Annotated in this window: 10 protein-coding genes; 7 read left to right on the forward strand and 3 right to left on the reverse strand. The window is 65.1% G+C overall.

Annotated features, from left to right (window positions below):
- Window positions 1-464 precede the first annotated feature (464 nt).
- The 7 genes from BN1233_RS32470 (at window position 465) to BN1233_RS32505 (ending at window position 8,429) form a co-directional block, all read left to right on the forward strand.
- Window positions 465-749, forward strand: coding sequence for a hypothetical protein (locus tag BN1233_RS32470; RefSeq protein WP_046867816.1), 285 nt, complete (start codon window positions 465-467; stop codon window positions 747-749).
- Between the two features lie 106 nt (window positions 750-855).
- Window positions 856-1,311 (forward strand): ATPase inhibitor subunit zeta, encoded by a 456-nt coding sequence (locus BN1233_RS32475; RefSeq protein WP_052764026.1) that lies wholly within the window; start codon window positions 856-858, stop codon window positions 1,309-1,311.
- 612 nt (window positions 1,312-1,923) lie between these two features.
- Window positions 1,924-3,858: an adenylate/guanylate cyclase domain-containing protein gene (locus BN1233_RS32480; protein WP_046867817.1), complete on the forward strand. Its 1,935-nt coding sequence runs from the start codon at window positions 1,924-1,926 to the stop codon at window positions 3,856-3,858.
- Between the two features lie 593 nt (window positions 3,859-4,451).
- On the forward strand, window positions 4,452-5,900 hold the full coding sequence (locus tag BN1233_RS32490) for an aldehyde dehydrogenase family protein (protein ID WP_046867976.1): 1,449 nt from the start codon (window positions 4,452-4,454) through the stop codon (window positions 5,898-5,900).
- A gap of 151 nt (window positions 5,901-6,051) precedes the next feature.
- Window positions 6,052-7,095, forward strand: coding sequence for an alpha/beta hydrolase (locus tag BN1233_RS32495; RefSeq protein WP_082145789.1), 1,044 nt, complete (start codon window positions 6,052-6,054; stop codon window positions 7,093-7,095).
- 27 nt (window positions 7,096-7,122) lie between these two features.
- The gene (locus tag BN1233_RS32500) at window positions 7,123-7,410 is read left to right on the forward strand and encodes a hypothetical protein (protein ID WP_053086461.1); all 288 of its coding nucleotides are present in this window, start codon (window positions 7,123-7,125) and stop codon (window positions 7,408-7,410) included.
- 629 nt (window positions 7,411-8,039) lie between these two features.
- Entirely contained in the window at window positions 8,040-8,429 is a 390-nt protein-coding gene (locus tag BN1233_RS32505) for a response regulator (protein WP_048709671.1), read from the forward strand.
- 478 nt (window positions 8,430-8,907) lie between these two features.
- Here BN1233_RS32505 and BN1233_RS32510 read toward each other — a convergent pair whose 3' ends face one another.
- The 3 genes from BN1233_RS32510 to BN1233_RS32520 all read right to left on the reverse strand — a co-directional run bounded on the left by BN1233_RS32510 (window position 8,908) and on the right by BN1233_RS32520 (window position 12,776).
- Complete coding sequence (locus tag BN1233_RS32510) at window positions 8,908-11,421, reverse strand: PAS domain S-box protein (protein ID WP_074078423.1); 2,514 nt, start codon at window positions 11,419-11,421, stop codon at window positions 8,908-8,910.
- A gap of 153 nt (window positions 11,422-11,574) precedes the next feature.
- Window positions 11,575-11,868: a hypothetical protein gene (locus tag BN1233_RS32515; RefSeq protein ID WP_147707677.1), complete on the reverse strand. Its 294-nt coding sequence runs from the start codon at window positions 11,866-11,868 to the stop codon at window positions 11,575-11,577.
- Between the two features lie 125 nt (window positions 11,869-11,993).
- Window positions 11,994-12,776, reverse strand: a complete 783-nt coding sequence (locus tag BN1233_RS32520; protein ID WP_046867819.1) for a gamma-glutamylcyclotransferase family protein — start codon at window positions 12,774-12,776, stop codon at window positions 11,994-11,996.
- Between the last annotated feature and the right edge of the window lie 304 nt (window positions 12,777-13,080).

The following is a 13,080-nucleotide window of genomic DNA, read 5'->3' on the forward strand; positions in this document are numbered from 1 at the left end:
AAGGCGGAAACCTGCTTCCTGATGGTTTTCATCCTGCGCGTCGGTTCCTCGACTTCACCAGGCAACTCGGCGCGTTTCCGTTTCAATTCCTTTCAACCCTCACGTGGCCCAATCTGGACGTGGAGCCGGATACTGCCTGACAGGCTGGATCGAGTCTGGCGGCTTTTGCAACCGAACACTGCATGGATCGGCCTGGCGAGAACCTCCGGCGCAACAGACCACGTATCCTGTGCGGCCATCCGGCCCCGTCAGCTTGCCCCGCTGCCGATCCGGCCGCAGCGCTCAGGGCAAATCGGCAGGGATCCACACTGCCTCCCAGGTGGCTTGCTAACAGCGATCGACGGGCGCAGTGTAGGCAAGAGCTTGATGGGAGAAATTCAGCTCCAGGGCTCACCCTTGGCATGCTCCAAGGCCCGGCCCGTCACTCAACTGGCAAGAGGTTGAGCGCTCATCGGGAGGCGCGAATGGAACAGATTCTGATCAATCTGATCGCAGGCGCAGTGGGAGGTGGAGCGGCGGGGAAAGCATCTCCTCAGTTTGATTTGGGCACCGCCGGCAATCTTATCGCAGGCGCTGTCGGTGGCGGAGTCCTTGGACAGATTGTAGCCCTTGCCATGCCAGCCATCGGGGCATCGATCGCGAGCGGCAATTTCAGTGTCGGGGGCGTCCTCGCCAACCTCGTCAGCGGCGGTGCCGGCGGCGCTATTTTGACCGTCATGATCGGTGCACTCAAGAACAGGGCCGCTTGACGAGCGCCGTGCTCGAGAGGTTTCGACTTATGCAGTCGCCCTTACCCCTGCAAACGGGCTACTGCACCTGTAATCATTCAGATCGGAACACCTGCGGCAGGCAGTGATGGGGGACCGGGTCTTCACGACCTGTGCCGACATCTCGGTGGCTTTCGCTACCGAATTCCGAACCATTCGGGCCGCGGAGCCCGCTCACCGGAAGGGGCATTCCGCTGCCGCAATCGGAGAATTCCGAATGACCGGCGTCGACAATGTGGAAAAGACGATCCTCCGCAACATGCTCCTCGGCAGGTGGGCCGCCGAGAAGCTGGGAATCACGGGCCGCGACGCGGAGGCCTATTCGGATGCCCTTGCGCGGGGCACGGTCGATCCCGAGCGCAGCGACGTGTTCAGCAAGATCCGCAAGGACTTCGACGCCGCGGGCGTGGCTCAATCGGACGAGCAGATCCGACGCGTCATGACCGAGCTCATGCTCAAAGCCGGGAACCTGATGCCGACTGCGCGGGGAGATTCCCTCGATGCCGCGGCGGTAACGCTCGCGCGCAAACTCATGTCGCAATGAGGCCAGCCGTTGAAGTTCCGTATCGCGACGCCGGGTGCGCACGCGATGAATAGTGTGCTTACTGCAAGCCTATGGCCGCTTCTGGCATGGAGCTGAAGTTCACCGGACTTCCGGAAACCAGCAGCGGGCAGACCTTCGATTGATTGGCGCTACATCGCACTTGGATCCGAAACGGACCTGGCGCTCAGCACCGGTATGGCAACTCCAGCTATTGGCAGCACCACCGACCTGTTCACCGCCTCGTTTGCACTCGACCCACAGGCCGCGCCTATGGCTGCGCCATCCGTAACTGTGAAGCATTGGTTCGCACCTCATGAATTCCGATCTGTCGGTACGTGCCGCCCCGGCTACGGCGCGTACCCTGCGATACCTAAATCCACGGACCTAGACTCCCGACGAGCCTTCTTTAAGCGACAGGTCTGTCGACGTCCCCCGGACTGAGCGACGGCGTCACTCACGGGCGGGGGCCATGAACAGCCCTCCACAGATGCCGCACCAAGGCGATCGCCCTATCTTGGTTGCGGGCGCGGTTCTGACCTGCATGCTGTGGCGAACCTGACAGGGAGGCTTCGGACAGGAGGGATCAAGCGGTTGCATACCAAACGAGGGCCAATGCGGGTTCGAATCGGCTACCAGCTCTCTGTCACCGCGTTGTTCATCGCAGTAGTCTTGGCGGTCGGCCTGGCGCTGGTGGTCCTGAGTTTCGACCGGGCCCGCGCAATCACTCGCTCCGCCGCTGTTACCTTCATCGACCGTGTCGCGGAGCATACAGCCGACCGCGTGGACGGGCAGTTCAAGGCGGTCCTGAGCGCGCTGGAAGCGCTAAAGCAGCTCCCGCCAGTGGTCTCCGGCGGGATCTCGGACAATCCACCTTTCTATGCGACCCTGGCGGCGCTCCTGCGCGAGCACGACCAGCTTTACAACCTGTATGTTGGCTATGATGATGGCGCTTTCATCGAGCTCGATGCCTTGGACCGGGCGGGACCGGCTGTTCGCGCACAACTCGAAGCCCCGTCGGCCGCGGAGTTCCGCCTGACCGTGATCGACAGGCCACCCGGTGTTCCGTCGCGGGTGCGGAATACATACTATCTCTCATCAGATCTCGAGGTGGTCGCCCAGGCGCAGCGGGAGGCGGATTACGATCCACGCGAGCGCCCTTGGTATCGCGGCGCTTTCGACCCCGAGGCCGGGTCCATCACCGAGCCATACCTGTTCAAGCTGGCTGGCTTGACCGGATATACGGTCCGGGCGCCGTTCACGCAGGGACGCCAAGGCATTGTTGCCGGCGACATCCTGCTCGCCGATACGGACGCCTTCCTCAAGGCGCAAAGGCTCGGGCAATCGGGCGTGGTCTTCCTCTTCGATGACAAAGGGAGGGTGATCGCCCATCCGCGCATGTCCGAGTTCCTCCGGGCGCGGCCCTCCGATGCCGCCGCGGACCTGCCACGCCTCGACGAGATCGAATCGGTCGACATCGCGAAGCCTTTGGCAGGCTGGCAGCAGGGCGGCGACGCCCAGCAGGTTTTCGAGGCGAAGGACGGCCGGACCTACGTCGCAGCCTTCCGCTCGATCGCAACCGCCGGCTCGGCCCATGTGCGCCTCGCCGTGATGGCGCCCCTGGACGAGTTCTTCTCGGAGGTGGAGGCAGGGAGGCGCAGGCTGCTCCTGCTCGCGCTCGCCTTTGTTCTCGCGGCTCTTCCCATCGTCTGGTGGATCGGCTCGATGCTGGCCCGCTCCATGACGGCCCTCGCGGTGGAGACCGATAGGATTCAGCGTTTCGAGATGCAGGAAGACGCCGGCCGTGTGCGCTCTGTCATCCGCGAGATCGACGACCTCGGGCGATCGGTGTCAACCATGCGCGCGGTCGTCCGGACCTTCTCCAGCTTCGTTCCGAAGCGTCTCGTCCAGCAGCTCGTCGAGACCGGGATGGCTCCGCGCCTCGGGGGCTCACGTCGCGACGTCACCATCCTGTTCACCGACATCCAGGGGTTCACCAACATCGCCGAGAAGGCCGATCCGGAGCAGGTCCTGTTGCAGACGTCACGCTACTTTGCTGCGCTGACCGAAGTGATCATGGCGCATGGCGGTACGGTCGACAAATTCGTCGGCGATGCCATCATGGCAATCTGGAACGCGCCGACCGAGGATGCCGATCACGTGGCGCATGCCTGCGCCGCCGTCCTGGCCTGCCGCGACGTCAATCTGGAAGTCAACGAGGCCTTCGAACGGGAAGGGTGGCCCGAATACAAGACCCGGTTTGGGCTTCATACCGGTGAGGCCGTCGTGGGAATTATCGGGTCTTCCGACCGAATGAGCTATACGGCTCTTGGCGCAACCGTGAACCTTGCGGCACGCCTGGAGCCTCTCAACAAGGAGTACGGCACCGATATCCTGGTCAGCGAAGCCGTCCAGCAGCGGGTCGCACAGCGGTTCCTGTTCCGTCTTGTCGACACAATCAAGCCGAGGGGTTTCGGCAGCGCAATCCGGATCTTCGAACTCCGCGGCGAGGCTATACATCCCACCGCTTCTCACATGAAGTCCGGATGACTTGCGTTCGCTGCGATCACACAGCGACAGCACAGCGAGTGCGAAGGTCCGGAATTGGCACCAAGCCGACGTTGGTCGAACTTCCACTTCCCTGTGCAATCCAGCCCTTCCCAAGGGACGAGGGATCGCCCTCGACCAGTCGGGGCAACCCAATCCCTCAGTGTTCGTTCGACTCCAGCAAGGCGTCCGATCCCGATTCGGCTTTTGGCTTGGGCCTCTGGAGGGGAGCGACTTTGCGGGCCTCGCGCTCCTCGGCTTTTGCCAGCGCCTCGCAGTGCTCGGCCATTCTGTGGAGCTGCTTGCGGGCATCCCTCAGCGAGATCCACCTTACACGACCAAGATCCAGTGCAGACGACCTCCCGCCTGCTTCGGCCAACTCCCGCGCCATGACCTCCCCGAGCATGACGTGCTCGCATTCCGGCGGCTCTGGAAGCGGCGTATGATCGAGGGCAGGCTGACCTCCTCGCCGTCTGATCGAGAACGTCGGAGCTGTTCCGATGACTACGCTTCATCGCGAAGACCTGCTGTTGGACGGCCACCCGGAGCGCTCCGGCGGAAACGTTTCGGCAGGGCCGGGCTATCTCAGACGGCAGATGCTGATCGGCGGAGAGTGGCGCGACGCCACCTCGGGCCAGACGATCGTGGTCGAGAACCCGGGCCGGAGGGAGCCGATCGGGGAGGTGCCGCGCGGTGGGGCCGCGGATGTCGATCTCGCGGTCGCGGCGGCCGGCGCCGCATTCCCGGCCTGGGCGCGGGTTCCGGCGCGGGACCGCGGGCGAGCGTGCCTGGCCATCGCCGCGGCTCTGGAAGCCCGCGAGGAGGAGCTGGCGCGGCTCATCGCCAGCGAGACCGGCAATGCGCTCCGCACGCAGGCGCGTGGCGAGGCCAGGTGGGTCGCCGATGTGTTCCGCTATTTCGGCGGCCTCGCGGGCGAGTTGAAGGGCAAGACCGTCCCGCTCGGCGAAGCGATGCTCAGCTACACGCGCCGCGAGCCGATCGGCATCGTCGGCGCGATCGTGCCGTGGAATGCCCCGGCCCAGCTCGCGTCGCTCAAGATCGCCCCCGCGATCTGCGCCGGCAACACCCTCGTGCTCAAGGCCGCCGAGGATGCCCCCCTCGCCGTGCTCATGATCGCGGAGATCTGTCAGGCGCACCTCCCGCCGGGAGTGGTCAACGTCCTCACGGGCTACGGCGCGGAGTGCGGCGGGCCGCTCAGCGCCCATCCCCGCATCCGCAAGCTGAGCTTCACGGGCTCGACCGCGGTCGGCAAGGCGATCATGCGGGCGGCGGCCGATCGGGTGGTCCCTGTCTCGCTCGAGCTCGGCGGCAAGAGCCCGTCCATTGTCTTTCCCGACGCGGACGAGGACTGGGTCGTCGAGGGCATCATCGCCGCGATGCGCTTCACGCGCCAGAGCCAGTCCTGCACGGCGGGATCGCGGCTGTTCCTGCACGCCGACATCTTCGAGCCGTTCCTCGACAGGCTCGCCGCCAAGGTGAAGGCTCTGAGGATCGGCGACCCGCTCGACGAGGCGACCGACATCGGCTCAATCATCAACGAGCGCCAATTCACGAAGGTCTGCGGCTACATCGAGGAAGGCCTCGGCCGGCCCGACGCCCGCCTCGTGACCGGGGGATTGCCGCCGCGCGAAGGTCCGCTCGCGACGGGGTATTTCGCGATCCCGACGATCTTCGCCGACGCGTCGAACGACTGGCGGCTCGCCCGGGAGGAGATCTTCGGGCCGGTGCTGGTCGCGATCCCCTGGCGCGACGAAGCCGAGGCGATCCGCATGGCGAACGAGAGCCACTATGGGCTGGCCGCCTATGTCTGGTCGCGCGACATCGGCCAGGCGCTGCGCACCGCGCACGCAGTCGAGGCGGGCTGGGTCCAGGTGAACCAGGGCGGCGGCCAGGTGCTCGGCCAGTCTTACGGCGGTGTCAAGGAAAGCGGGATTGGGCGCGAGATGTCGCTCGAAGGCATGCTCGACAGCTTCACCGAGACGAAGACGGTCAACGTCAATTTGGCACTCCCGCCGCCGCGCTGAGGCGCATTGGACTGGCCATGTCGGCAAACACTGACCGCATAGCACTCGTCCGTCTTTCCCGGACCTTCGCCCTCGTCGCAGGCGACCGAGGATGTTCTCGATGCAGAACCAGCAAATCGGGGGCTTGCCAACTTGGCGGAGGAATCGATCGATGCTGCGCACTCACCTTATCGCGGCGCTGACGGCCGCGGCTTTGACAGCTCTGGCAGCGTTCCCATCAGTCGGCACGGCCGGAGCGGCGCCGAAGCTCGTAACCGAGGAGTTCATGATCGCGGCTGACCCCGGCACGCAGCTCTTCGTCAGAAACAAGCGGCCGGAGGACACGACGCAATTTGCGCCGGAGAGAACGCTGCTGTTTGTCCACGGCGCGACCCTGCCCTCGGAGGCGACATTCGATTTCCCGCTCGCGGGCCTGTCCTGGATGGACTTCATCGCCCAGCACGGCTGGGACGTTTACCTGGTGGATGTGCGCGGCTACGGTCGCTCGACGCGTCCGCCGGAAATGGATCAGCCAGCCGCGAGCAATCCCCCGGTCGCCACCACCGATGTGGCGGTGAAGGATGTCGGCTCCGCCATCGACTTCATCCTGCGGCGGCGGGGCCTCTCGAAGCTCACTGTCATGGGCTGGTCCTGGGGGACCGTGATCGTGGGCGCCTACACGGCCGATCACAACGACAAGGTCGAGCGGCTCGTGCTTTACGCGCCCGTATGGCTGCAATCCGCGCCGCCTGCGGCAACTGCGAGCCGCCCGTCGGGAGCCTACATTGCGGCCCCGCCCAAACGGGAGCGCTTGCAGATCGGCGCCCCCGATGATCGGAAGAGCGACCTGATGCCGGGGTTTGACGCATGGTCGGCGGTCGCTCTGGCCACCGATCCCGTGGGTTCAAAACAGAATCCGCCGGTGCTGCGCAGCCCGGCGGGCGTGTGGCAGGACTTCCGAGATTACTGGGACATCGGCAAGCCATACTATGATCCCGCGAGGATCAAGGTTCCGACGCTGGTCATTGTCGCCGAGTGGGATGGGCTGACCCCGCCCGAGCAGGCGCAAGCCCTCTTCCACAAGCTCCCGAGCGGGTCGGATAAGCGGTTCGTCGAGATCGGCGAGGGGACGCATCTCGTCATGCTGGAGAAGAACCGGATGCAGCTTTTCCGAGAGGTGCAGTTCTTCCTCGATCAGGTGCGCCAGCCCAACTGACGCTGCGCACGGGAAGGGGCTTGCATCATGACGACCCGACCCCACGCAGGGTCCGAGATGCCCGTGAGGTTGCGGGAGGAGGACGCGATCTGGGGTGCCTTCATCCTCCCCCTGGACGGCATCTTTCCCCAGGAGACCGCGCGGCTCGACTTCGTCGCGCGGCAGCCCGGGAGCTACTTTCTCGCCTGCTCGCGGCAGAAGCATCTCATCACGGGACACTGGATCGGCCTGGAGGTGACGGACGGCTTGGAACATGCGGTGGCCACCGTCCACGAGGACAGGTTCCCGCCAGAGGACCCTCCTGGGCGGCCGTAGGGACCAGGGGAACTGCCTGATGTCGAAGGGGCTGCTCGAAGGGGCGCGTTCCAGAGTGCTGACCCGCCGGAGGCCGCCCCCGCAAGCCTCGACTTCAGGGCCACGACGTAACCCACGGCAATTTCTGTCTCGCCGTCGGGCATGGCCGACAACACCGGTCTCGAAGAGGCTGCCTGCAAGTGTTGCGGTGTCAGAGACACACCCTTGCATACCTTCTGCCCGCCCCTTGGCACGACTGGCAGCCAAGCTGGGCGGAGGCGGCTGGAACCGGGCCTCCTGGAAGCTGAGGCGCATAAATTTATACCAGTAATTTGCCAACCTGTTAGGTTCCTCACAGACGCCTTGTCGTTCGCGTGGCATTTGCCAGTCGTTTGCTCGTTCGGTCGCTGGGGGGCGGTCCTGTGCAGAGTGACGGTCAGACATCTGGTTCCGAGAGCGCCCAGCGGGTTCGTGAACACATCCGCCACCGGCTCCAGGCCCTCCGCGAACACCTGCGTGCACAACGACAGACGGCAGAGGCAGGGATCACCAAGGCTGAAGGGGACGGCCCTGGATCGCTACAAAGGTCGGATGCGGGGGATCAAGGCTCAGCCACGATTGACGAGCCGTCCACTCAGCCGCGTGTTCTGGTGCTCCAGAGGGAGCTGCTGCCGAACCTGCCCCTTGTGGCCTCCCTCGCGCGGCTAGGACTCGATGTCGCCGGCCCCTTCAACCGGGTCTCGCAAGCCCGCACCTGGATCGAAAGCAACCGGCCCGATGCCGCCGTTCTCGATATCGCGCTGTGGGACGGCACTTCCTTCGATCTCGCGGATGAGCTTCAGCGCAGAGAAGTCCCGTTCCTATTCTATACATCTTGGGATGATCTGGCGGCCATTCCGCTGGAGCTTCGAGAGATGCCATTCCTTGAGAAGCCGGTCCACTTAGCTCTGGTTGCAAAGTTGTTGTCCAAGATGATCGCCGATGGGCAGGTCATCGAAACCCGGCGGGAAGACGACCAGAACCTCCCGGAGGATCAATAGCTCGACCTCAAGAGCAATGGTGGGCATGACCTCTCCTCCTCCGGTGACCCCGCTCAAGCCAAACAGTCGGTCTCCTCTTGGGGCATTGCGGTGCACTTTCCTGGGTCACGAAGCCTTGTGAGGTGAACGTGCAGGTTTGGTGCGAACTGCACGATCTCCCGAAGACCGGAATAGGCCGTCAACCGCATCCTCTTGCTCGGGCGCAGACCCTCACACGCGAGCCGGCGCTCGCAATGCTCGCCCCGCGGCGGAAACTCTGGAGGAATACGATCTTGTCGGGGCGGCGGCCTGTCTCTGGCACGCAGGCTTGCGTTTGCGGGAGAGCCCACGTCGGGAACGCGCCGAAGCGGACGCGGCGAAGGTGGAGCGCATCGTTCGACGCATCAATGTCCGTCCGGAGTCCTTCCGAGCGGAGACGATATCCTGGTGGCGCACTCGGATCGAGTATTGCGAAGCGAAAAAGTGGAGCGGGCAGAGCTCAGCGCAGCGGCGCGCCGATCGTGCAGATGACACCGGACGGCGCGTAGTCCAGGCGGACATCCGCATCGAGCTCGCGGGCAAGCCCCCGCTCGATGAGCCGCGAGCCGAAGCCCCTGCTCCGGGGCGGGAGGACCGCAGGACCGCCCCGCTCCGCCCAGCGCAGGTGAAGCCGACGGCCGCCACTCCCATCGGTCACATGCCATCCGATGTGCACGCGGCCGGTCGCATTCGACAGGGCTCCATACTTCGCAGCGTTGGTGCACAGCTCATGCAGGGCCATGGTGAGGGAGAGCGCCATGGAGGCGGAGATCCGAAGAGGAGCGCCGTTGAGCTCGAACCGACTTGCGTCCGCACAATGAGGAGCAACCGTTCTCGTCACGAGGTCTCGGAGATCGGCGCTCTCCCAATCCTCCCGCGTGAGGATGTCATGCGCGCGCGCGAGCGCCATCAGGCGCGCCTCGAACCGCGCATACGCGTGCCCGTCGGTCTCGCCCCGGAAGCTCTGGGCGGCAACCGACTGCACGACGGCAAGCGTGTTCTTCACCCGGTGGTTCAACTCGTTGACGAGAAGCTGACGGCGCATCTCGGCCCGCTTGCGCTCGGTGATGTCCCGGGCGATCTTCGAGGCCCCAATGATCCGGCCATCGGCGCCTCTGACAGGGGAGACCGTCAGCGAAATGTCGATCGACGTTCCGTCCTTGCGCACGCGCACGGTCTCGTACTGGCTGAGGCGTTCACCACGACGAATCCGCGCGAGGATCATGGACTCCTCGTCGTGGCGTTCCGGCGGGATCAGGAGGGTGATCGGCTTCCCGATGACTTCCGCGGCCGTATAGCCGAAGAGCCGCTCGGCACCTTTGTTCCAGGTCTTGATGATGCCATCGAGATCCTTGCTCACGATGGCATCATGGGAGGACTCGACGATGGAGGCGAGCCGCTGCACCGCCTCCTCGGCCCGCTTGTGCTCGCTGATGTCGACGAGCACGTTCACGGCCCCGACCAGCGCGCCCGCGGCATCGTGGAGCGGCGTCGGGTAGGGCAGGAACGGGATGCGGGTGCCGTCGGGCCGCTCGGCCACCGCCTCCATGCCCCAGACGGGGCGATCCTCTTTCAGTGCCACGGCCATGGGGCATTGGTCGTGCGGCAGCGGCGAGCCATCCGGGCGGTAAAGACGCCAGGTGACACACCATTGCTCTCCCAGCGCGGGACGGCGACCCGCGAAGTTCGCGGCGGCCTTGTTGTAGTACGTGATGCGGCCCGCGGCGTCCGTCGTGTAGACGGCCACCGGCAGCGCCTCCAGGAGATTGCGCGTGCGGCGCTCGCTTTCGCTCAGCAGGGCCTGCATGCGCTGCCGCTCGGTCACGTCCTGCACGACGCGCACACCATAGCGGAAGCAGCCCTGGCCATCGCGGACCGAGGAGCTGAGGACGTCCACGAAGATCACCCCGCCATCAGGGCGGACGTAGCGCTTCCGGATCGCATACTGCTCGATCTCGCCGCGAGCCTGGCGCGCATAGCGCTTTGCGTCGGTCTCCCGATCGTCCGGGTGGGTCAGATCGAGGAAGGTGCGGTCCCGGAGTTCGTCCGGCGAGAGGCCGCTGATCGCCGAGAAGGCGCGGTTCACCCGCAAGAACCGCCCGTTCCCGTCGGTCTCGGCAATGCCGACCGGAACGGCCTCGTAGGTCGCGGCCAACCGCCGCCGGCTCTCGTGCAGGGCCGCGTCGGCAAGAGCCTGGCCGGTGATGTCCACCGTGAAGCAGCGCGTGTTCTTGAACTTGCCGTCCCGGAAATGCCCGCTCGAGGTGATCAGGACGTGCCGGATCGAGCCATCCTTCGCCCGCAGCCGGGCGGGAACCCGGTCGAGCCGCTCGCCCCGGAGAAGACGCTTCAGGATATCGGCGATCACCTCCGGGTCGACGTGGAACTCGGAGATCTTGCGGCCGACGTATTCCTCGGCCGAGTAGCCCAAGAGAGCGAGTTCAGCCTTGTTGGCCCGCAGGATCGTGCCGTCGGCGCCCACGAGATGCAGGCCGACCGCCCCGTTCTCGAAGAAGTCCTCCAGATCCTGCTGGCTCCGGCGGAGTTGGAGCTCGAGCGCCTTGCGGGCCGTGATGTCCTGGAAGGAGTTGATGCCCCCGCTGACCTCACCCCGCCCGTTCCGGATCGGCTCGATGTTGACCAGGACCCAGAGGCGAGTGCCGCAGGGCTGCTCGATGATGACCTCGAGGTCCCGGGCCGGGATGCCGGTCCGCAGAACCTCGGCCATGGGGCAGTCTGCGTGCGGCAGAGGTAGCCCGTCGGGCCGGAAGAGCCGATGGGAGCCGCAGAACCGCTCGTTCGCGTCGCCGGGGCGGGGTGAGCAGCCCCAGAGTTGCGTCGCCTTGCGGTTGTAGCGGACCACGGTGCCATCGGCGGAGCAAACGCAGACCGGCGTCGGCAGGAATTCCAGGATGGTGTCGTCGATGACGAGAGACGGTTCGGGGCGGGTGGCGTCTCGCGCCAGCGGCTTCACGATGTCCACGAATCCCCTCGCCCCCTCGAGCTAAACCAGATTCAACCCTATCGCGCGGGATTGGTTCCGAGCCCGACCGAAAAACCGGTCGCGGTGGTCCACGCGAGCAACCGATCTGGCCCAACGGAATCGGTTCGGTGCCTCGATGGCACTTCAAGGCTGCGTCCGCCAGGGGAGGCTCCGTGCGGGTATCACTCGATGCGGGCCGGGAACTACCTCGCCCTCTCGGAACTGGCAGGCCGGATAGCGCCAGTTGCCGCCTTCCCAGACGCAGAGCAGGGTGCCGGTGCGCCAGCACTCGTCGACGGCCGCACGCGTGATCCCCAGCAGCCGCCCGGCTGCCCCGGCCGACAGGGCGCCGCCGGCTTGGCGTAGGAGTATCTCGCGGTGTCCCACGTTCCGCGTCAGCAGGGGTGCGAGCGGGTCGGGATCGGTAACGGCCGACACGACGACCTCGGAACAGGTGAGGAGACAGCCTAGCCAGAAGGCCAACGATCCCGATTCGGAGTCGTTGACCAAAGAGGGTCTGTGAATCGCCATAGTCAGAGAGCTCTGAACGGACATCCACTGGGTCAAGGCTGGATCGACTGAGCGTGCCGGACGGCAAATACCTCGGGCAGAAGACGTTCTTCGAAATGGTCGGCGGCCGGCTGCGTCTCCTTGAGGAGTTGATCCTCCACGGCGAAGTTCTTGTCGAAGACCCAGGGCCGGCGCGGCAACTCACGATCGTTCAGCCAATACGAACTCCAGTCCTGGGTGGTCTCGATCAGTTCCTGGGCAAAGTCCGGACTGTATTCCAGCGCCCCGTCAAGGACGACGTCGATGTAGGATTGCAGCAGCGGATACTTGGCTGAGGCGACCGGCAGGTCCTCGCCGATCTTGCCGTCCCTGCCGACCGGGACATAGACCCAGACGTTACCCGTCGCGGGAACCTGCTGCCATGATACAGCCTCTATGACGTCCAACGGGACAGCGACGCGGGCATAGCCTGTCTCCCGCCTGTCGAAGTGGCTCATGTCGGCGCCCTCGACCGGATACAGCACGCCGTTGACCGTCATGGCGCTCTCGCCGGGGACAGGCCTGCGGAGGCCCAGTGCCGTGAACCCGGTCGCGGACCGGTCCACCCAGGCGCGCACGAAGCCGAAGGAGGCCGAGAGCCGCACCGGGATCGCATGAATGGGTTTCGGTGCCGTCGCGTTGCGGGAATCCGTATTGATCAGAGACCCGTATCCGAACAGGAAGTTTTCCGGCTGGTTCGCGAGCTTCCTTCCCCACCAGTCCTCGGCGGAAGCCGGGTGCGCCACGACAAGGAAGAAAAGAAGCACCACCTCAGCGACCGGAGCCCGTCCCAACATGAGACACCTTCCTTGCTACAAACAATGTAGCTTGATCCAGACCGCGCCCCAATCGGCTGAGGTTCCAGGGTGCAATGATTTCTTTCGATTGATCCCTCCCCATTGAACTGGTCTGCACTGCCCTGATCATATCCTGGTCGCTGCCAGGCGCGCCCTCTGCAATACCGACTGCTTCTTCCCAGCCTTTGCCCGCCGCAGGTTCACCCGTCCGCCACTGGCACGAAGCTGAAGATGTCCGGATTTCCGCATTGAAGTCGAATACAGTCGTTCATGCGAACGGCCATGCTGGAGCTCCGTGCGAGCG

This window comes from Microvirga massiliensis (assembly GCF_001006805.1).
In the GTDB taxonomy this organism is placed as follows: Bacteria; Pseudomonadota; Alphaproteobacteria; order Rhizobiales; family Beijerinckiaceae; genus Microvirga; species Microvirga massiliensis.